This window comes from Streptomyces sp. bgisy027, assembly GCF_057710365.1.
Window position 1 is genome coordinate 53,120 of the sequence record NZ_JBYIVZ010000025.1, and the last position, 19,649, is coordinate 72,768.

Annotated in this window: 16 protein-coding genes, 1 tRNA gene and 2 pseudogenes; 14 read left to right on the forward strand and 5 right to left on the reverse strand. The window is 70.8% G+C overall.

Translation table 11 applies throughout. The features are described from left to right. Positions 1–7: 7 nt before the first annotated feature. Positions 8–748: an SDR family oxidoreductase gene (locus AC3ETA_RS25235; protein ID WP_432195173.1), complete on the forward strand. Its 741-nt coding sequence runs from the start codon at positions 8–10 to the stop codon at positions 746–748. A 1-nt stretch (position 749) separates the two neighbouring features. Further along, a complete protein-coding gene (locus tag AC3ETA_RS25240) occupies positions 750–1,763 on the forward strand; it encodes an SDR family oxidoreductase (RefSeq protein WP_432195174.1) in 1,014 nt (337 codons plus the stop codon). A gap of 120 nt (positions 1,764–1,883) precedes the next feature. Here AC3ETA_RS25240 and AC3ETA_RS25245 read toward each other — a convergent pair whose 3' ends face one another. Next, entirely contained in the window at positions 1,884–2,780 is an 897-nt protein-coding gene (locus AC3ETA_RS25245) for a hypothetical protein (RefSeq protein ID WP_432195175.1), read from the reverse strand. A 160-nt stretch (positions 2,781–2,940) separates the two neighbouring features. On the opposite strand from AC3ETA_RS25245, the gene AC3ETA_RS25250 reads away from it, so the two are divergent. Next, entirely contained in the window at positions 2,941–3,738 is a 798-nt protein-coding gene (locus AC3ETA_RS25250; protein WP_432195176.1) for a S1 family peptidase, read from the forward strand. A 21-nt stretch (positions 3,739–3,759) separates the two neighbouring features. Here the strand turns inward: AC3ETA_RS25250 and AC3ETA_RS25255 are convergent, their stop codons facing one another. Next, on the reverse strand, positions 3,760–4,059 hold the full coding sequence (locus AC3ETA_RS25255; RefSeq protein WP_432195253.1) for a hypothetical protein: 300 nt from the start codon (positions 4,057–4,059) through the stop codon (positions 3,760–3,762). Positions 4,060–4,144: 85 nt separating this feature from the next. Here AC3ETA_RS25255 and AC3ETA_RS25260 point away from each other — a divergent pair. From AC3ETA_RS25260 to AC3ETA_RS25295, 8 genes and pseudogenes are all read left to right on the forward strand, one after another. Beyond that, a pseudogene (locus AC3ETA_RS25260) lies at positions 4,145–4,503 on the forward strand (helix-turn-helix domain-containing protein); the annotation flags it as partial. A gap of 11 nt (positions 4,504–4,514) precedes the next feature. Further along, positions 4,515–4,862 carry a chorismate mutase gene (locus tag AC3ETA_RS25265; RefSeq protein ID WP_107907105.1) on the forward strand — a complete coding sequence of 116 codons (348 nt, stop codon included), beginning with the start codon at positions 4,515–4,517 and terminating at the stop codon, positions 4,860–4,862. Positions 4,863–5,001: 139 nt separating this feature from the next. After that, positions 5,002–5,538 (forward strand): response regulator, encoded by a 537-nt coding sequence (locus AC3ETA_RS25270; protein ID WP_432195177.1) that lies wholly within the window; start codon positions 5,002–5,004, stop codon positions 5,536–5,538. Positions 5,539–5,594: 56 nt separating this feature from the next. After that, entirely contained in the window at positions 5,595–8,102 is a 2,508-nt protein-coding gene (gene pepN / locus AC3ETA_RS25275) for an aminopeptidase N (RefSeq protein WP_432195178.1), read from the forward strand. A 190-nt stretch (positions 8,103–8,292) separates the two neighbouring features. Next, positions 8,293–9,696, forward strand: a complete 1,404-nt coding sequence (locus AC3ETA_RS25280) for a pyridoxal phosphate-dependent decarboxylase family protein (RefSeq protein WP_432195179.1) — start codon at positions 8,293–8,295, stop codon at positions 9,694–9,696. Then, positions 9,693–11,144: a lysine N(6)-hydroxylase/L-ornithine N(5)-oxygenase family protein gene (locus AC3ETA_RS25285; RefSeq protein WP_432195180.1), complete on the forward strand. Its 1,452-nt coding sequence runs from the start codon at positions 9,693–9,695 to the stop codon at positions 11,142–11,144. The genes AC3ETA_RS25280 and AC3ETA_RS25285 overlap by 4 nt, the downstream gene beginning before the upstream one ends. Positions 11,145–12,174: 1,030 nt before the next feature. After that, a pseudogene (locus AC3ETA_RS25290) lies at positions 12,175–13,184 on the forward strand (hypothetical protein). A 4-nt stretch (positions 13,185–13,188) separates the two neighbouring features. Continuing rightward, entirely contained in the window at positions 13,189–13,569 is a 381-nt protein-coding gene (locus tag AC3ETA_RS25295) for a hypothetical protein (RefSeq protein ID WP_432195183.1), read from the forward strand. A 67-nt stretch (positions 13,570–13,636) separates the two neighbouring features. Here AC3ETA_RS25295 and AC3ETA_RS25300 read toward each other — a convergent pair whose 3' ends face one another. Next, positions 13,637–15,445 carry a bifunctional metallophosphatase/5'-nucleotidase gene (locus tag AC3ETA_RS25300; protein WP_432195184.1) on the reverse strand — a complete coding sequence of 603 codons (1,809 nt, stop codon included), beginning with the start codon at positions 15,443–15,445 and terminating at the stop codon, positions 13,637–13,639. 138 nt (positions 15,446–15,583) lie between these two features. Here AC3ETA_RS25300 and AC3ETA_RS25305 point away from each other — a divergent pair, with 138 nt between their 5' ends. Continuing rightward, positions 15,584–16,297 carry an SIMPL domain-containing protein gene (locus AC3ETA_RS25305; RefSeq protein ID WP_432195185.1) on the forward strand — a complete coding sequence of 238 codons (714 nt, stop codon included), beginning with the start codon at positions 15,584–15,586 and terminating at the stop codon, positions 16,295–16,297. A 143-nt stretch (positions 16,298–16,440) separates the two neighbouring features. Further along, positions 16,441–17,877: a pyruvate kinase gene (pyk, locus tag AC3ETA_RS25310; RefSeq protein ID WP_432195186.1), complete on the forward strand. Its 1,437-nt coding sequence runs from the start codon at positions 16,441–16,443 to the stop codon at positions 17,875–17,877. 52 nt (positions 17,878–17,929) lie between these two features. Here the strand turns inward: pyk and AC3ETA_RS25315 are convergent, their stop codons facing one another. Together AC3ETA_RS25315 and AC3ETA_RS25320 are read right to left on the reverse strand one after the other, a co-directional pair. Next, the gene (locus tag AC3ETA_RS25315) at positions 17,930–18,676 is read right to left on the reverse strand and encodes a helix-turn-helix domain-containing protein (protein WP_432195187.1); all 747 of its coding nucleotides are present in this window, start codon (positions 18,674–18,676) and stop codon (positions 17,930–17,932) included. 106 nt (positions 18,677–18,782) lie between these two features. Next, a tRNA-Leu gene (locus tag AC3ETA_RS25320) sits at positions 18,783–18,857 on the reverse strand. Between the two features lie 101 nt (positions 18,858–18,958). Here AC3ETA_RS25320 and AC3ETA_RS25325 point away from each other — a divergent pair. Further along, positions 18,959–19,615 (forward strand): ANTAR domain-containing response regulator, encoded by a 657-nt coding sequence (locus AC3ETA_RS25325; RefSeq protein ID WP_269644518.1) that lies wholly within the window; start codon positions 18,959–18,961, stop codon positions 19,613–19,615. Positions 19,616–19,649: the final 34 nt, after the last annotated feature.

Below are 19,649 nucleotides of genomic sequence, written 5' to 3' on the forward strand. Positions count from 1 at the left end.
GCCGCCAATGGGGCTGGACGGGAAGGTCGTTGTCGTCACGGGGGGCACGCGCGGCGTCGGCGCGGGGGTGACGAGAGCCTTCGCCGAGGCCGGCGCGCAGGTCGTGACCTGCGCCCGCAGGCCGCCCGAAGTACCGCTCCCCGGCGCCGAGTTCAGGCCCCTGGAGCTGCGCGATCCAGCTGCCGTCCGGACCTTCTTCGCCGCCCTGCCCCGGCTGGACGTGCTCGTCAACAACGCGGGTGGCACACCGTACCGGCGGTTGACGGACGCGGACGCCGAGCGGCACGCGCGCGTCATCGAACTGAACCTCCTCGCCCCGCTGACGGCGTCCCTGGCCGCGTACGAGCACCTGGAGCGGTCGCGGGGGTCCGTCGTGATGATCGGCAGCGTCAGCGGCGGGCGGCCCTCGCCCGGCTCGGCGGCGTACGGGGCGGCCAAGGCGGGCCTGGAGAACCTGGCCCGCTCGATGGCGGTGGAGTGGGCGCCGCGGGTGCGCGTCAACACGCTCGTCGTCGGCATGGTCCGCACCGAGCTGTCCCACCTGCACTACGGAGGCGAGGAGGGCATCGCCGGCGTCTCGCGGACCGTTCCGCTCGGGCGCCTCGCCGAACCGGCCGACATCGGCAAGGCCGCCGTCTTCCTCGCCTCCGACGCCGCCGCCTACATCAGCGGGGCGAGCCTGCATGTGCACGGCGGGGGCGAACGGCCCGCGTTCCTGGACACCGCAACGGTCAACAAGGAGGCCTGACATGAGCCGGATGTGTGAAGGACGGGTCGCCGTCGTCACCGGGGCGGGCCGGGGGCTGGGCCGCGCGCACGCGCTCGCGTTCGCCGCCGCGGGGGCGAAGGTCGTCGTCAACGACCTCGGAGTCGGCCTCGACGGCACACGGGGCGCCGACGGGCCCGCGGGGCAGGTGGCCGCCGAGAGCCCCGCCCGCCGGGACACCACCGTCGACCCCGCCCGCCGGGACACCACCGTCGACCCCGCCCGCCGGGACACCACCGTCGACCCCGCCCTGCGCGTGGTCGAGGAGATCCGCGCGGCCGGCGGCGAGGCGATCGCCCACGGCGGCGACGTGGCGACGAGCGACGGGGCCGCGTCCCTGGTGGCGGCCGCGCTGGACACGTACGGCCGGCTCGACACCCTCGTCAACAACGCCGGGTTCCTGCGCGACCGGATGCTGGTCAACCTCGACGAGGACGACTGGGACGCTGTCGTACGCGTCCACCTCAAGGGCCACTTCCTTCCCCTGAAGCACGCCGCCGCGCACTGGCGGGCGGAGGCGAAGGCGGGCCGCACCCCGGCCGCCCGGATCGTCAACACGAGCAGCGGGGCGGGGCTGCTGGGCTCGGTCGGGCAGTCGAACTACAGCGCCGCGAAGGCCGGGATCGTCGGCCTCACCCTGGTCGCGGCGGCCGAACTGGCCCGCTACGGCGTCCAGGTCAACGCGATCGCCCCCGCGGCCCGCACCCGCATGACGGAGCGCACCTTCGCCGACACGATGACCGCCCCCGGCTCCGGCTTCGACGCCATGGCCCCCGAGAACGTCTCCCCCCTGGTCGTCTGGCTGGGCGCGGACGCGAGCACCGGCGTCACGGGCCGCGTCTTCGAGACGGAGGGCGGCCGGATCACCGTCATGGAGGGCTGGAGGGCGGGTCCCACGGCGGACAAGGAGGCGAGGTGGACGCCGGAGGAGGCGGGAGAGACGGCACTCAAGCTGCTGGGCCGGGCAAAGGTGCCGGGACGGGCGTACGGGGCGTGACGTGACGCCCCTTTGAGGGGCGCGGGGCCGTACCCATAGGCGGCTCCGCCGCGTGGGCGCGACCAGCCACAACGAACCCGCAGCCGCCCCACGACAGAACACCCACACCCCCACGGGCGCTCACGTATCGCATTCGAGCACCGTCCGGCACAGCCCGCACCGCGCCCGAACCCGCCCCTTCACCGGCACCCGGATCCGCTGCTGACACGTCGGACACGGGAACGACACCCGCAACGGCCCGTGCCCGTCCGGCGTGAACGTGTACGGAACTCCCGCCTGGGGAGCGGCCCCGGCATGGTCCTGCGCATGCCGCCGGTCCCGGGCGTAACGCCGCCGCCCCGCCCACCCGGCCGCCGTCAGCGGAGGCTGCTGCCCGTCGCGCCGGGCCTGCGCCTCGCCCTTGCCGTACGCCGTGTACGCCTGCGGGCTGGTGAACCAGATCGACGGGTCCTCGGCGAAGACCTGCGCCCGCTTGGCGAGGACGTACCCGAACTCCTCCGGCGTCAGATAGCCGAGCTTCTGCGAGGACGCCGAGTCCTCCCGGTACGCGTCCAGCAGCAGCCAGCCCGCGCCCAGATACGTGGTCACCGTGTCCGTGAGGATCTCGTTGTCGCGGGTGCCCGGGAAGGACAGGCCCAGGCGGTGCAGATACACATGCGTCACCTCGTGGGCGAGGGCCGCGCCGATGTCCCGGCGATGAGTACGGAAGCGGTCGTTCAGCTCGACGAAGTACTCCGGCCCGGCGGCGAGTTCGACGTTCGCCGCGTGGCTCATCTCCCGGAAGCCGACGATCAGCCGGGCGTCCGGCAGCCGGTAGTGCCGCACCAGCTCGCGGGCCACCCGCTGGGCGCCCAGATGGAGGTCGTCGGTGTCGCAGAACGCCACGTCGGCCGGGGCCACGCTGGTCGCGAAGGTCCGGACGGTGTCGTACGACAGCCGTCTGTAGAGCGCGGTGATCGAGGCCCGCACCGTCTCCAGATGCGGGAAGCCGTGCTGGACCGGTCCGCCGTTCGCCACGCCGGTACCCCCAAGACGCCTGGAAACCGATTCCACTCTACGGGGATGTGAGGGGATTTTCCGTGACGAGGTTCCATGGCCGGGACGTGAGATCCGTCCTTGTCATGGACGCTCCTTGATCTTCATACTCCGGGTCGCTCAACCCCCCACGAAAGGACGAATGTTGAGCCATCACATATCCCGGAGAACCGGCATCTCCCTGGCGAAGAGAGCCGCCGCGGTCGGCGCCGTCGCGCTCGCCGTCGCCTCCCTCCAGCCGGTCAGCGCGCAGGCCGCGTCCACCCGCATCGTCGGTGGAACGACTGCCGCGCAGAACGAGTTCCCCTTCATGGTCCACCTCTCCATGGGCTGCGGCGGGGCGCTCTACAAGAAGGACGTGGTGCTGACCGCGGCCCACTGCATGTCGGGCTCCGGCAACAACACCAGCATCACCGTCACCGCGGGTGTCAACGACCTCAACTCCTCGGCCGCGATCAAGGTGAAGTCGAAGAAGGTCAAGGTCGCCCCGGGCTACAACGGCAACGGCAAGGACTGGGCGCTGATCAAGCTCGCCCGGCCCATCGACAAGCCGACGCTGAAGATCGCCACGACGCACCAGTACAACCGCGGCACGTTCACGATCGCGGGCTGGGGCGACACCGAGGAGGGAGCGGGCACGGGCACGACCAAGCTCCGCAAGGCCAGTGTTCCCTTCGTCGCCGACCGCGTGTGCAAGCGCCACTACGGCAACCGGCTCGTGTCGAAGGAGGAACTGTGCGCCGGCTGGCAGAGCGGCGGCATCGACACCTGCCAGGGCGACTCCGGCGGCCCCATGTTCCGCAAGGACGACGCGGGCAGGTTCATCCAGGTCGGCATCGTCAGCTGGGGCGACGGCTGCGCCCGTGCCGGGGTGCCCGGCGTCTACACGGAGGTCAGCCACTTCGCGAGCGACATCGCCCGCGCGGCGGCCGCGCTGTAGGCAGCCGCCGCGGCGAGGTCGTCAGACGGCCCGCAGGACCGGAGTTCCGGCCTCGCCGGACCCGGTCCGGGCCGTCCCGCTGCCGGTCGCCGAGCACGCCGTCCGGCACGGCATGACGCCCCGGACCCGGTCCGGGCCGTCCCGCTGACGGTCGCCGAGCACGCCGTCCGGCACGGCATGACGCCCGCCGAACTGCGCACGGCCGTCCGCAGGGGCGCCGGATGCAGCCCCAAGGACCATCTGCTCGGCATCCGCCTCGGCCGTGCCAGGGAGCTCTTCGCCGTCACCGACCTGCCCGTCACCGACCGACCTGCCCGTCACCGACCTGCCTGTCGCCGCCGTCGCCCGCCGCGTCGGCTACGACGACCCCGCCTACTTCTCCCGCTTGTTCATCCGCCGGGCTGGCAGGGCACCGGTCCGCAACGGCGCCGGATGCAGCCCCAAGGACCATCTGCTCGGCATCCGCCTCGGCCGTGCCAGGGAACCCCTCGCCGCCACCGACCTGCCCGCCACCGACCGACCTGCCCGTCACCGACCTGCCCGTCACCGACCTGCCTGTCGCCGCCGTCGCCCGCCGCGTCGGCTACGACGACCCCGCCTGCTTCTCCCGCTTGTTCATCCGCCGGGCCGGCAGGGCACCGGTCCGCTTCCGCGCGCAGCAGGGCCGTGCCGTGCCGTGCCGTGCCCGGCGGCTGGAGCAACCAGGTCCCCGATCCCGCCGATCCGCCCGTGATCGGCCGAACCACGGGCGAGGCGGCCCCGTAGGCTGAGCGCCCATGACCAGCAACACGTCCCCAGGCGACGTCGACCCCGCCGTCCGCGAGGAGCTCGCCCGGCTGCGCGACAGCATCGACAACATCGACGCGGCCGTCGTCCACATGCTCGCCGAACGCTTCAAGTGCACCCAGCAGGTCGGCCACCTCAAGGCCCGCCACCAGCTCCCGCCGGCCGACCCGGACCGGGAGGCCCGCCAGATCGCCCGGCTGCGCACCCTCGCCGAGAACGCCAAGCTCGACCCGGCGTTCGCCGAGAAGTTCCTGAACTTCATCATCGCCGAGGTGATCAGGCACCACGAGAGCATCGCCGAGGACGCCGTCAACGGCGCTGCGCCCACGGCGAACTGACGCCTGCCGGCCGACCCGGGGGGTGACAGGGCGGCCCGCGCGGGGCATGCTGCGCTGTGCACCGCATGCAGGCTGACGAGCACGCTCCGTCAGCACCCCGGACACCCCCTGGATGTCCACGCGGGAGGGACCTCGGGCCATGCCGTCGGATGCCAAGATCCTCATCGTCGACGACCACGAGGAGACGCTGTACGCCCTGGAGAGCGCCCTGGCTCCGCTGGGCTACCGGCTCGCCCGCGCCACCAGCGGGGACGAGGCGCTCAAGCAGGTCCTCCGCGGCCAGGTCGGGCTCCTGCTCCTGGACGTGCGCATGCCCGGCGTCAGCGGCCTGGACGTGGTGCGGTACATGCGGCGCGTGGAACAGACCCAGAGCATTCCGGTCATCCTTCTCACGGGCTTCGGCGCCGACCACGAACTCACCGCCACCGCCTTCGGACTCGGCGTCGCCGACCTCGTCATGAAGCCCACCGACCCCTGGGTGCTGCGCACCAAGGTCCGCTACCTGTACGACGCCCACCAGCGCCACCGGGCCCTGGAGGAGGAGGTCCGCGCGCTACGGGCCCTGGTCGAGGGCCATGCCGACGCCCCTGAGCGCCCCGGGCGCCCGGCGCTGCGGCACCCCGAGACGCGCGTGCCGTTCCAGCGCGACGGCCCCGCCGCGAAGAATCGGACATAGCGTACGTACTGATCCACCCCTGTGCCTGGTCAGCGGCATCAGGCAGCATGTCGTGCATGTCCGTACTCACGCGCGACGAAGCGCAGACCCGTGCCCAGCTCCTCGACGTCCATCGCTACACCATCGAGCTCGACCTGACGACCGGGGACGAGACCTTCGACTCCCGTACCGTCATCGCGTTCACCGCGCGCACGGGCGCGGACACCTTCGTCGAGGTCAAGCCGGCCGAGCTGCGCTCCGTCACGCTGGACGGCAGGCCCCTGGACCCGGAGACCCTGGACGGCAACAGACTGCCCCTGAAGGACCTGGCCGCCGGTGAGCACGAGCTGCGCGTCGACGCGGCCATGCGCTACTCCCGCACCGGCGAGGGCATGCACCGCTTCACCGACCCCACCGACGGCGAGACCTACCTCTACACCCAGCTCTTCATGGAGGACGTCCAGCGCGTCTTCGCCGCCTTCGACCAGCCCGACCTCAAGGCCGTCTTCGAGCTGTCCGTGACCGCCCCGGAGGGCTGGAGCGTCCTGGCCAACGGCCGCACCGAGCACTCCGGCGACGGCCGCTGGCAGGCAGCGCCCACCCCGCTGATCTCCACGTACCTCGTCGCGGTCGCGGCCGGCCCCTGGCACTCGGTGCGCACCGAGCACCGCGGCCTGCCCTTCGGCCTCCACTGCCGCCGCTCGCTCGCCCCCTACCTGGACACGGACGCCGACGAGCTCTTCCAAGTCACCCGGCAGTGCTTCGACCGCTTCCACGAGAAGTTCGACGAGCCCTACCCCTTCGACTCCTACGACCAGGCGTTCGTCCCCGAGTTCAACGCCGGCGCCATGGAGAACCCCGGACTGGTCACCTTCCGCGACGAGTTCGTCTACCGCTCCGCCGTCACCGACACCGAACGGCAGACCCGCGCCATGGTCATCGCCCACGAGATGGCCCACATGTGGTTCGGCGACCTCGTCACCCTGCGCTGGTGGGACGACATCTGGCTGAACGAGTCGTTCGCCGAGTACATGGGCTACCAGACCCTCGCCGAGGCCACCCGCTTCACCGACACCTGGACCGACTTCGGCGTCGCCCGCAAGTCCTGGGGCTACGACGCCGACCAGCGGCCCTCCACCCACCCGGTGGCCCCGGAGAACGTCGACGACACGGCCTCCGCCATGCTCAACTTCGACGGCATCTCCTACGCCAAGGGCGCCTCCGCGCTGCGCCAGCTGGTGGCCTGGCTCGGCGAGAAGGACTTCCTCGCCGGCATCAACACCCACTTCGAGCGGCACAAGTTCGCCAACGCCACCCTCGCCGACTTCATCGACTCCCTCGCCTCCGCCACGGACCGCGACGTCCACGCCTGGGCCGACAGCTGGCTGCGCACCACCGGCGTCGACACCCTCACCCCGCAGGTGGTCCCCGGCGACAACGGCACCTGCAGCCTCACCGTGGACCACGCGGGCAGCCGCCCGCACCGCGTCGCCGTCGGCCTGTACGACCTGGACCTGGGCGACGACGAGGGCCGCCACCTCACCCTGCGCCGGCGCCTGGAGATCGACGTCCCGCAGAGCACGCCGCTGCCCATCGGCAAGCGCCCCGCCCTGCTGCTGCTCAACGACGGCGACCTGACCTACGCCAAGGTCCGCTTCGACACCGGGTCCTTCTCGACCCTGCGCGAGCGCCTCTCGGGACTGCCCGACCCGCTCACCCGCGCGGTCGTCTGGAACGCCCTGCGCGACGCGGTCCGCGACGGCGAACTGGCCGCCACCGCCTATCTGGACGCCGCCCGCGCCCATCTGCCCCGCGAGCGCGACCTCGCCGTCGTGCAGGGCGTCCTGGCCTTCGCCGTCGGCCAGGTCACCGACCGCTTCCTGCCCGCCGAGGAGCGGCCCGCCGCCCTGGCCACGCTGTCCGCCCTGTGCCGCGACCTGATCCGGCGCACCGAGGACGGCGACAACCCCGGCCTGCGGCTGATCGCCGTACGCCACTTCATCTCCGTGGCCGCGCACCCCGACACGATCGCCGCCTGGCTCGCCGACGGCACGGTGCCCGGCGGACCCGAGCTCGACCCCGAGCTGCGCTGGCGGGTCCTGGGGCGCCTCGCCGTCCTCGGTGCCGTCGACGAGGCCGCCATCGCCGCCGAGCTGGAGCGCGACCCGAGCGCCACCGGTCAGGAGGGCGCCGCCCGCTGCCGGGCCGCCCTGCCCGACGAGGAGGCCAAAGCCAGGGCGTGGGAGGCGCTGTTCACCACCGACGAGAGCAGTGACCTGTCCAACTACCTCTTCACCGCGACCGCCCAGGGCTTCTGGCAGCCCGAACAGGCCGACCTGGTGAGCCCGTACGTGGCGCGCTTCTACAAGGACGCCGTCGCTCTCGCCGCCCGCCGCGGCCCCGCGATCGCCGAAGCCGCGGGCCGCCACGCCTTCCCGGTGCACGCCGTGGACGCCGAGGCCCTGCGGCTGGGGGAGGAGTGCCTGCGCGACGGCGAGCCGATCCCGGCGCTGCGGCGCAAGCTCGCCGACCAACTCGACGACCTGGCACGGGCGTTGAGGGTACGGGAGGGCCGCAAGAGCTAGTACGTCCGAAGCAGGGGGCGCCGGTCCGGTCGGCGCCCCTTACTCCGCCCGAGTCCGCACACCGCGTCCGACACGCATTCCTCGCACGGAAGTACCCCCTTTCGGGTTCCGGTCATTGGGCTTTTCGGGCGCAGTCGTCCATCCGGGTACAAGCTGGAAGTCCTTCTCGTCCAGCGCCCGGGAGGACACGATGAGCACACCTGCCTCGCTCGCGTCAGGCCCCGAAGGCTTTCACGCCCTGCGGCCGTTGCTGGACACCGTGCTCGAAGCGCTGAGCGAGGGCGCGCAGCTGCGCCAGGGACCATTGCCCGCGGGCGGGCCGGACGCGGTGGCCGCGCGGATGCGGGCCGCGGTCGGGGACGTACTGCCGGACCAGGGCGAGCCGAACGCCCTGCACACCGTCGTCCGCGCCCTCGCGGAGACCGCCGCCGACCCCGCCGACCCCTTCTGCACCGCCCACCTCCACTGCCCGCCCCTCGCCCTCGCCACCGCCGCCGACCTCGCCGTCTCCACCCTGAACCCCTCCCTCGACTCCTGGGACCAGGCCCCGGGCGCCTCGGAACTGGAGGCACTGGTGACGGGGGCCCTCGCGCGGGAGGTCTTCGAGACCGGCGCCGCAAGGCGCGGCGGCGTCGCGGCGGGGCAAGCGCCGACCGCCCTGATGACCACCGGCGGCACCGAGTCCAACCAGCTCGCCCTGCTGCTCGCCCGGGAGGCACGCGGCGCCGGGATGCGGCTGGTGCACGGGGCCAACGCACACCACTCGCTGCCCCGCGCCGCCTGGCTGCTCGGGCTGCCCGAGCCCGTCGTCGTGCCCGCCCCGGCCGGTGTCCTCGACCCCGCCGCCCTCGACGAGGCCCTCACCGCGCTGCCCGGCCCGCACCTGGTCGCCGCCACCGCCGGCACCACCGACGCCGGGATGATCGACCCCCTCCCCGAGATCGCCACCGTGTGCGCGGCGCACCGCGCACGGCTCCACGTGGACGCCGCCTACGGCGCCGGCCTGCTCTTCAGCGACCGCTACCGCGACCTGCTGGCCGGCCTGGACACCGCGGACAGCGTCACCCTCGACCTGCACAAGCTCGGCTGGCAGCCCGTCGCCGCGGGCCTCCTCGCCGTCCGTGACGCGGCCGATCTCGCCGTGCTCCACCACCGCGCCGACTACCTCAACGCCGGCGACGACACCGAAGCGGGCCTGCCCGATCTGCTCGGCCGCTCCCTGCACACCAGCCGCAGGCCCGACGCCCTCAAGATCGCCGTCACCCTCAAGACCCTCGGACGCAGCGGCCTCGGCCGACTGGTCGAGCAGGTCTGCGACGGCGCCCGCGAGTTCGCCGCCCTCGTCCACGACCACCCCGGCTTCGAACTCCACGACCGGCCCACCCTCAGCACGGTCCTGTTCCGGCCCGCACACGCCGCCGACGACGCCGTCGCGGCCGTACGCCGAACGCTCCTCACCGACGGCCGAGCCGTCCTCGGCCGGGCCCGCGCGGACGGGCGCCTGTGGTTGAAGGTGACCCTCCTCAACCCCCGTACGCGCCCCGACGACCTGGCCGCCCTCCTGACACTGGTGGAAGGAAACACCCCCCGATGAGACCGCAGTCGAACCCCGCTGCCGACCCGCACCCCAACCCCCCGGGCCAGGACCCCGACACGCCCCGCGACCTCGTCGGCATCGGCATCGGCCCCTTCAACCTCTCGCTCGCCGCCCTCGCCCAGCCGCTCACCGGACTCGACGCCGTCTTCTACGAACAGCGCACCGCCTTCTCCTGGCACCCGGGGCTGCTCATCGACGGCTCCCGGCTCCAAGTGCCCTTCCTCGCCGACCTGGTGACGCTCGCCGACCCCGCCAGCCCCTGGTCGTTCCTGAACTACCTCAGACACCGCGACCGGCTCTTCCCCTTCTACTTCGCCGAACGCTTCCACATCCAGCGCGCCGAGTACGACGCCTACTGCCGCTGGGTCTGCGACAACCTCACCCAGCTGCGCTTCGGCCACCAGGTGGACGCGGTCCGCTTCAACCCCGAACGCGACGTCTTCGAGGTCGACTTCACCCAGATCGCCCCCGGCGGGGAGGCCGAGGCGCTCGGGCGCACCCACGCCCGCAACATCGTGCTCGGCATCGGCACCGAGCCGTACGTCCCCGACCCGCTGCGGCCCCTGGTCGAGGCGCCCGACGCGCCCGTCATCCACGCCACCGACTACCTCGACCACCGCCAGACCCTGCTCGCCGCCGAGCACATCACCGTCATCGGCTCCGGACAGTCCGGCGCCGAGATCTTCCTGGACCTGCTCCGGCACCGCCCCGCCGGCCGCGAGAAGCTGCACTGGCTCGGCCGCACCGAGGCGTTCGCGCCGATGGAGTACTCCAAGCTCGGCCTGGAGCACTTCACCCCCGACTACACCCGCTACTTCCACGCGCTCGCCGAACCGGTCCGCGACCGGCTCCTCGACTCCCAGTGGCAGCTCCACAAGGGCATCGACGCCGCCACCCTCGCCGCCATCCACGACGAGCTCTACGGCCGCACCACGCACGGCGGCTGGCCCGACACCGTGCTCACCCCGGGCGTCCGCGTGCGCACGGCCGGCCGTATCGCCACGACCAAGGTGGAGCTCCATCTGGAGCACATCCAGCAGGACACCCGCTCGCGGCTGACCACCGACGCGGTCGTGCTGGCCACCGGCTACCGCGAGCGCTCCCTCGACCGCATCCTCGCCGGCCTCGACCCCTACATGCGCCGCGACAGCCGGGAACGCCCCCGGATCGACGACCGGCACCGCCTGGTCATGGACCCGGCCGTCACCGGCTCCGGCTGCCACGTCTACGTGCAGAACGCCGAGCGCCACACCCACGGCATCGGCACCCCGGACCTCGGCCTCGCCGCCTGGCGCAGCGCCGGCATCCTCAACTCCGTCACCGGCAAGGAGACCTACGCCCTGCCCGGCCGCACCGCGTTCACCACCTTCGGCCTCGAACAGCAGCCCCGCATCCCGGCCGCGCGCAAGGCACCGGTACTCACCCCGCTGGTCGACAGACGGTGACAGCGGGGGAGGGGTGAAGAAAAGTGGAAGAGGGCGCGGAAAAGGCCACTTGAATATCCCGCGTCCCTCCCATCTGTCCCGGCGCGCTGCTACCTTCCGGTTCATGCGGCGGCAACGGGGGCGTCCGATCCGGGAAAAGATTCCTTCGATCGAGGGTCGGCCTTCCGACGCCGCCGACCTCGGCAACCCCGCTGCTCCAGGCGCGGTGTCCCGCCCCCGCCGGGTGGCCCGCCACCTTTTCCGCGAGCACGTTTCCGATCACCGGAAATGGCTGATTCTCATCGCCGTCCGAATCCGAATGACGCCGCCGATCTCCAAACGGACGGGCACGACCTGAGCGCGAAAACCGAGAGGAGGAAACAGAGCCATGACCACTCCCACCCTCAAATGCCCGCGCTGCCAGGCGGACAACGATCGCAGCTACACCGCCTGCGCCAACTGCGGCCTGTTACGCGGCGCCGACCCGACGAAGAGCCCGGACCCGGCGCCGCCCACCGTCCCCGCCGTACCGACGCAGCCTCCCGCCGGCGCCCGGCGCGCCGCCCCCGCCCCACCCGCCCACGCCCCCGGGGCGGACCGCAGCACCCGCTTCGCCCCCGACATCACCCGGTACCTGTGCACCGCCGTCCACACGGACACCAAGTTCGCCCGCCGGGCCGTCGAGCAGATCGTGGAGGAGCCGCGCCGCGCGGTCGCCTCCTCGCCGGGCGTCGACCTCGGCTGCGTGCTGCGGCACGCCCTCGCAGCCCGCCGCCGCCAGGTGGCGCGGGACGTCCTGCTCACCGTCCTGCTGCTGATCGTGGTGATCACGCTGCCGAACGGCCTCGGCTCGGCGGTCGTCCTGGGCTGGCTGATGGCCTGGATCATCGTCGCCGTCGAGTCCCTGCTGGTGCACTACGGCGTGGTCGCCAAACAGCTCAGCCGCGCGAACTTCGAACCGGCCAAAGCCCCTGAACCGGTCGGTTCGGAGAACCGCCGGCGCATCCAGGAGATCGAGCGGCGCGACCGCGGCAACGTCGTGGTCTCCTCGATGTACGCGCCCTTCGTCGGCTACGGGGACACGACGAGCACCTGGTCGTTCGCGCTCGACACCGCCCGCCCCGAAGAGGGCAAGCAGGTCGTGCCGTTCACCGTGCACGAGCTCAACGACCATCTCGCCGCCCGCGTCGGGGACCTGAAACTGCCCGGCGTACACGTCGAGAACCTGCTGCTGGTCAACGGCAAGGACCTCCAGTACGAGGTGGACGACCGCACCCGCTCCGAACTGCTGCCGAACCCCGCCGGACCGCCGAGCGCGAGAGTCTCGCCGGAGCTCCTCGACGCGCTGCGCGAAGACGGCAAGGGCCGGGCCCGCCCCTACCTGGCCATCCGCGTCACCGGCTGGAGCGGCGAACTCGCCATCACCTTCTTCCTGCGGTGCGCCCTGCTGTCCGACCGCAAGATGCTCTTCATCGAGGGCAGCAGCTCCCTGCTCGCCCCGGTGCGCGAGCGCTACCGCATCGCGGACCAACTGCTGGACACGCCGACCTTCCGGCAGTTCTCGACCCTGCTCGCCCAGGCCGGCCTGCGGGCCCCCTCCGGCTGGCCGGATCGCCCTTCTCGGTGGCCGCAGGCCTGTTCGCGCCGTTCAACCGGCACGGCAAACAACGCCGCCAGGCCCAGGAGATCCGCCACCGCACCTTCAACTACGGTGCGTCCTTCAGCATCAGGGACGCGGCCGGCGACAAGCTCTACTACCGCTACTTCCAGCAGCTCGACCGGGAGCTGTACGCCAAGACCGTCGAACACCGCGTACTGGACGCCCTGGTGGAGTTCCTGGAGGACCACGACATCGACACCAACGAACTGATCCAGCGTCAGACCACCATCTACAACACCGGCTTGTACGCGGGCGGCGACGTGACCCTCAACGGCTCCGCCGTCGGCGTCGGCGGCAGCATCGCCGGAGTCTTCAAACGCGGCCAGGCGACGGCCACGGCGGGGCAACCGGCGCCCGCCACGCCTCCTGCCCCCGCCCCACCCGCCAACCGAGGAAGGTGACCGCATGACAGCAACCGGCGCCGGCGACAACAGCGGCATCCACGCCGGCGGCGACATCCGCATCGACGGCAGCGCGGTCGCCGTCAACCGCTCGACCGCGACCACCGGCGCCCCGGCCGCCGCCGACCGTGAGGCCGCCGTCGCCGAACTGCGCGCCGCCGCACGGCTGCTGCTCGAACAGGTACGCAACCACCAGGACGAGTACGACGACGGCGAGGAACTCGTCGACGCCGCCGAGCGCGTCGAGGCGGAACTCGCCCAGGACGAGCCCCGCCGCGGCGTCCTGCTGCGCTGGCTCGGCTTCCTCGCCCCCGGCGTGGCGGCCACAGCCGCCGTCGCGGGCGATGTGGCGGCCATCCAGGACAGCGTGACGAGCCTGTTCTGAACGACTGCGTTCCGAACGACAGGGAAGGCCGACGGTCAAAACCGCCGCCGGCCTTCCCCACCCGGCCCTAGAAGACAGGCGTGCCGTCGCGCGTCAGCTTCCAGTCCACGGACGCGAAGTCCTCCGGGTCCAGCACGCCCTTCGCGGTCACCCACTCCGCGATCCGGGTGCGGATCTCCGTCGACTCCGACCACAGCTCCTGCGCCCCCGCCACATGCGGGAACGCGCCACCGCCGTTGGCCCGGTAGTTGTTCACCGCGAACACGAACTTCTGCGCGTCGTCGAGAGCGGCACCGCCATAGGTCACATTCTTGATCCGTGAACCGGCCGCCTGCGCGATGTCGATGTCGTACGACAGCCCGGAGACGTAGTCATAGTTGTAGTCGGGACGGTTGCCCGCGTTCGTCAGCTTCTCCACGTCGACGGCGACGTCGGGGGCGGTCTGCACGAAGTACTCGGCCGAGTACTCCAGGTACGCCTTGAGCTGCGCGCCCGTCATCAGCTTCGCGACCAGCGTGTTGTCGTACACGTACAGACTCGACAGGTCCCGGATCGTCACGTCGCCGGCCGGGATCTGAGAGGTGCGCGAGAACGGGGACGCCTGTGCGATGACAGGCAGCGAGGCGTACTCCGTGCCCGCCAGGGCCGCCTTGACGACGTCCTCCTGCACCTTGGTGATCAGGTCGATGATCGGGGCGTCCTTGTAACGGGCGTCGACCGTGGTCAGGGTCGCGGTGGCGGTGCCGACGACCTGGTTGACGTACGCGACAACCTTCTCGTGCTCGTCGGAGAGCAGCTTGGTGATCTTCGGGTCGTCGGCGACCGTATTGGAGTCGAGGACCGACGCGGCGACCTTCTCGACCGTCCAGCGGCCCCTCGCGAAGGTCAGCTCGATGTCGAACAGCGACAGCCGCTCGGCGAAGCACAGCGGCTCCGACAGCACGACGTCCTTGCCGGTCTCGGCGTTGGTCACCCTCAGCTCCGGGATCTCCACGTGCGCGTGGCCGACCAGGATCGCGTCGATGTCCGGCACCTGCTGCGCGACCAGCGCCGCCGAGTTCTCGACATACGGCAGCTGGTCACCGTAGGACGAGGTGCCCGAGGAGCCGGAGTGCGCCGAGACGATCACCACGTCCGCGCCCATCGCCTTCAGCTTCGGCACCCACTTGGCCGCCTGCTCCTCCAGACCCGGGAAGGTCAGCTTGCCCTGCACATAGGCCTTGTCCCAGATCGCGATACCGGGATTGGTCAGCCCGAGCACCGCGACCTTCACCGGCGGGGCGCCCCGCACCTTGAAGTTCTTGATGAAGTACGGCGGGAAGGCGGGCTTCAGCGTCTTCGCGTCCAGCGCGTTCGCACCGAGGAGCGGGAAGCGGCACTGCTCCTCGAACTTGCGCAGCGTCTCGATGCCGTAGTTGAACTCGTGATTGCCGAGCGCCACCGCGTCGAAGCCGATGGCGTTCATCGCCAGCGCCATCGGGTGCACCGGCCCGCCCTTGGCCGTGATCGGGTCGACCTTGGCGTAGTAGTACGTCAACGGGGTGCCCTGGATCGTGTCGCCCGCGTCGATCAGCAGCGTGTTGCGCCGGCCCCGCTCCGCGCGGATCCGGTCCACCAGCGTCGACACCCGGGCCAGGCCCTGCGCGTTGCCCTTGGCGTCGGTGTACTCCGCGTTCTTGAAGTAGTCCCAGTTGAAGACGTGACCGTGCAGGTCGGTCGTGCCCATCACCGTCAGCGAATACCGCTTCTCGCACTTCTTCGCCGTCACAGCCTCTGCCTCCGCCGCCTGTGCCGTCGGCACCGCCGCCCCGGCCAGCGCCACCCCCGCTCCGGTCACGGCGGACTTCTTCAGGAACTTCCGGCGGTTCAACGGCATGAGTGCTTCTCCCGTGGGAATGGTCGACAACGCGCGTAGATTCTGACCTGCGCATGGCGAACGGCAACAGACCCGTGAGGTTTCGATCTGGTGACCCGTGGCAGCCGTAACCAAGCAAGCAATGACAGAGTGGGACGTATGACCGTGCCACCAGAGGAACTTCAACCGGCCGTCCCCTACGGCACCCCCGACGCCCCACGCATCGCCGTGCGCGGCGAGGCCCGTCTGGAGGTCGACCCCGAGATCGCCCGCATCGGCGTCACCGTCGCCTCCCGCGGCAAGGACCGCCGCGCCGCCCTCGACGACCTCACCCGCCGCAACACCACCGCCCTCGACCTCGTCAAAACCTACGGCGACGCGGTCGAGCGCCTGGAGACCGGCGCCTTCTCCATCAGCCCCGAGCTCAAGGACAAAGGCCGCGGCGAACGCGTCCACGCCTACCACGGCCGCGTCCACATCACCGCCGTCCTCACAGACTTCACCGCACTGGGCGAACTGACCACCCGCCTCGCCGACTTGGAACTCACCCGCGTGGACGGCCCGTGGTGGGCCCTGCGCCCCGACTCGCCGGCACACCGTCAGGCGCGCCAGCAGGCGGTCCGAGAGGCCGTGCAACGGGCACGAGAGTACGCGGAGGCACTGGGATCGTCCCTGGCAGCGCTGGTCGAGCTCGCCGACATCGGCGCGGAGAACGCCCCACCGCCCCATCCGCAGGCGCCCGGCGGCCGAATGCGCTCCATGGCCTACGGCGCAACGGAGGACACGGCGCCCCCACTCGATCTGGAACCCCAGCGCCAGCACGTCCACGCCCAGGTCAACGCCCGCTTCACCATGACACCGCCGCAACTCTGAATTGCCCCGGCGGAACCTTTCAAACGCTCATCGGAGCGCCCCACCGCACAATTCAACACTTGTCAATAGCACTTCACGCAAAGGTTGTTGAGTAGTCACGCCGGACCAATTCTCTACCCGCCGGTAAGTCATAGAGTCGAAACATGCGCCGAGCAAAGATCGTCTGCACCCTGGGCCCCGCCACCGACTCGTACGACCAGATAAAGGCACTGGTCGACGCCGGAATGGACGTCGCCCGCTTCAACCTCAGCCACGGCAGCCACGCCGATCACGAGGAGCGCTACCAGCGCGTGCGAAAGGCCTCCGACGAGACCGGCCGCAGCGTCGGCGCCCTCGCCGACCTTCAAGGCCCGAAGATCCGGCTCGGCCGCTTCACCGAAGGACCTGTACTCCTTGAACGCGGCGACTCGTTCGTCATCACCGTCGAGGAGGGCACGGAAGGGGACCGCCACCAGTGCGGCACCACCTACTCCGGCCTCGCCACCGACGTCTCTGCCGGTGAGCGCATCCTCGTCGACGACGGCAAGGTCTGCCTGGAGGTCACCTCCGTCGACGGCCCCCGCGTGCACACCACCGTCGTCGAGGGCGGCATCGTCAGCGACAACAAGGGCCTCAACCTCCCCGGCGTCGCCGTCTCCGTCCCCGCCCTCTCCGAAAAGGACGAAGCGGACCTGCGCTGGGCGCTGCGCACCGGCTTCGACGTCATCGCCCTGTCCTTCGTGCGCAGCGGGCGCGACATCGAGGACGTCCACCGCATCATGGACGAGGAGGGCCGCCGCCTCCCGGTGATCGCCAAGGTGGAGAAACCACAGGCCGTCGAGGCGATCGACGGCATCGTCGCCGCCTTCGACGGCATCATGGTGGCCCGCGGCGACCTGGGCGTGGAGATGCCGCTGGAGCAGGTCCCGATCGTCCAGAAGCGCGCCATCAAACTCGCCAAGCGCAACGCCAAGCCGGTCATCGTCGCCACCCAGATGCTCGACTCGATGATCGACAACTCCCGCCCGACCAGGGCCGAGGCGTCGGACGTCGCCAACGCCGTCATCGACGGCACCGACGCGGTGATGCTGTCCGGCGAGACCAGCGTCGGCAAGTACCCGATCGAGACCGTCCGGACGATGGCGAAGATCGTCGAGGCCGCCGAGGAGGACATCCTCGCCAAGGGCCTCTCGACCCTGACAGAGAGCAACAAGCCCCGCACCCAGCCCGGCGCGGTGGCCCGCGCCGCGGCCGAGATCGGCGACTTCCTGGACGCCAGGTTCCTCGTCGCCTTCACCCAGTCGGGCGACACGGCCCGCCGCCTGTCGCGCTACCGCTCGCCCATCCCGCTGCTGGCCTTCACGCCGGAACCGGCGACGCGGTCCCAGTTGAATCTGACGTGGGGCGTGGAGACGTTCCTCGGGCCGCACGTGGACTCGACGGACGCGATGGTCGACCAGGTGGACGAGCTGCTGCTGAAGTACGGCCGCTGCCGGAAGGGCGACACGGTGGTCATCACGGCGGGGTCGCCTCCGGGGGTCTCGGGCTCGACGAACATGGTGCGGGTGCATCACATCGGGGAGGACGACAGTCCCAAGTAGCAGGCGTAGGGCCCCTCTTCGGCTTCGAGGAGGGGCCCTTTGCGGGGTTCGGTCAGTGCTTGGGTCCCACGTGGGCGTCCATCAGGGCTACGGAGGCTCTGCGGGCGATGGAGATGTTGCGGTCGTTGGCTTTCTTCCATTGGACCCCTACGGCGTCCAGCGTCTGGGTGAAGAGCCGGATGATGTCCCCCGACAGGTTGGTGAAGAAATAGCGCGGATACTCGTAGCGCTTCTCCTCACCTGCGACGAGGCGGGTCGTCCAGTTGGTGATACGGCAGCCGTCGGAGTGGATGAGGCCCCGGATGAAGTCCCAAGGGTGCGCGTCCACGATTTGCTGCTGCCAGGGTTCGAGGGTGATGGCGCGCTCGTGCTTCTTGCCGGGGCCATGCTGGGGGAAGAGGGCGGGCCAGTGCCGGGAGTAGCTGGTCACCATGGCGTAGCCCTGCTTCTGCAGGGTGTAGACGCCGATACCGGGACGGACCTCCGTGATGGCATCGTGGCACTGTTGGAGGAGGCCGGGCCAGGCGTCGGCGCACGCGATTCGGAGGTGGAAGCCGGTGCCGCGTGCGTGCGCGCTGATGCAGCCATCACCCAGGTAGAGGCCCAACAGATAGGCGTACGGCCTGTCGTCAGCGGGCGGCCCGGGGTCCGGAGTTGCCATGCGAGGCAGGGGCTCAAGGCGGTGCTGCCAGGAGCGAATCGCGGCACGTGAAATACCCGTCTCCCGGCTTACTGAGTTCAGGCTGCGCCCCTGGGCGACGAGCGTGAGAGCCCGCTTGCGTGTGCTGATGTCGTACATGTGGCCACGCTGCAAGAGTGATCGCGACGACACGCAGCAAAAAGCGGATGTTCACGAGAACGTGGACATCCGCTTCTCTGGGTCGACCTTAGAATCGAAGGAAAAGTGCCCCGGGTCGGACTCGAACCGACACTGTATGGGTTTTGAATCCATTGCCTTCTGCCAATTGGGCTACCGGGGCCCAGTGAATCGAAGGTTTACCTCGACCCGCTGCCCGTCCACCTTACCGCAGCTAGGTAGGCTCTTGTCAGCAGCACCCCTGCCCCTGAACGAGGAGCCCCCGTGACCGCCCCCGAGTCGCCCCAGCCCGTAGACGCGCCCGACGACGACAAGTCGCACGTGCCTCCGCTGACGACCCGCGTCGTCATCGCCGAGGACGAGGCGCTGATCCGGCTCGATCTCAAAGAGATGCTCGAGGAAGAGGGGTACACCGTCGTCGGCGAGGCCGGTGACGGCGAGCAGGCCGTGGAGCTGGCCCGCGAGCACCGGCCCGACCTCGTCATCCTTGATGTCAAGATGCCGAAGCTGGACGGCATTTCGGCGGCGGAGAAGATCGCCGAGGAGAGCATCGCCCCGGTGTTGATGCTGACCGCGTTCTCGCAGCGTGATCTCGTGGAGCGGGCCCGGGATGCCGGTGCCATGGCGTACCTGGTCAAGCCGTTCAGCAAGAGTGACGTGGTGCCGGCGATCGAGATGGCGGTCTCCCGTTTCACGGAGTTGAAGGAGTTGGAGAAGGAGGTCGCCGACCTCACTCTGCGCCTGGAGACCCGCAAGCTGGTCGACCGTGCGAAGTCCGTCCTCCAGACCGAGTATGGTCTGACCGAGCCGGCCGCGTTCCGGTGGATCCAGAAGACCTCGATGGACCGCCGCATGTCGATGCAGCAGGTCGCTGAGGCCGTCATCCAGGACGCCGACGAGAAGAAGGCCGCCAAGGGCTGACGTAGTCGCGGACACGAACGAGGCCCGTGCCCCT

Excerpts from the sequence above, each read along its gene's own strand:
- AC3ETA_RS25295 (WP_432195183.1), top strand. The coding sequence starts at position 13,189 with ATGACAGCAACCGGCGCCGGCGACAACAGCGGCATCCACGCCGGCGGC.
- AC3ETA_RS25235 (WP_432195173.1), top strand. The coding sequence starts at position 8 with ATGGGGCTGGACGGGAAGGTCGTTGTCGTCACGGGGGGCACGCGCGGC.
- AC3ETA_RS25280 (WP_432195179.1), top strand. The coding sequence starts at position 8,293 with ATGAGCACACCTGCCTCGCTCGCGTCAGGCCCCGAAGGCTTTCACGCC.
- AC3ETA_RS25265 (WP_107907105.1), top strand. The coding sequence starts at position 4,515 with ATGACCAGCAACACGTCCCCAGGCGACGTCGACCCCGCCGTCCGCGAG.
- AC3ETA_RS25285 (WP_432195180.1), top strand. The coding sequence starts at position 9,693 with ATGAGACCGCAGTCGAACCCCGCTGCCGACCCGCACCCCAACCCCCCG.
- AC3ETA_RS25270 (WP_432195177.1), top strand. The coding sequence starts at position 5,002 with ATGCCGTCGGATGCCAAGATCCTCATCGTCGACGACCACGAGGAGACG.
- AC3ETA_RS25315 (WP_432195187.1), bottom strand. The coding sequence starts at position 18,676 with ATGTACGACATCAGCACACGCAAGCGGGCTCTCACGCTCGTCGCCCAG.
- AC3ETA_RS25240 (WP_432195174.1), top strand. The coding sequence starts at position 750 with ATGAGCCGGATGTGTGAAGGACGGGTCGCCGTCGTCACCGGGGCGGGC.
- pyk (WP_432195186.1), top strand. The coding sequence starts at position 16,441 with ATGCGCCGAGCAAAGATCGTCTGCACCCTGGGCCCCGCCACCGACTCG.
- AC3ETA_RS25300 (WP_432195184.1), bottom strand. The coding sequence starts at position 15,445 with ATGCCGTTGAACCGCCGGAAGTTCCTGAAGAAGTCCGCCGTGACCGGA.
- pepN (WP_432195178.1), top strand. The coding sequence starts at position 5,595 with ATGTCCGTACTCACGCGCGACGAAGCGCAGACCCGTGCCCAGCTCCTC.
- AC3ETA_RS25305 (WP_432195185.1), top strand. The coding sequence starts at position 15,584 with ATGACCGTGCCACCAGAGGAACTTCAACCGGCCGTCCCCTACGGCACC.
- AC3ETA_RS25250 (WP_432195176.1), top strand. The coding sequence starts at position 2,941 with ATGTTGAGCCATCACATATCCCGGAGAACCGGCATCTCCCTGGCGAAG.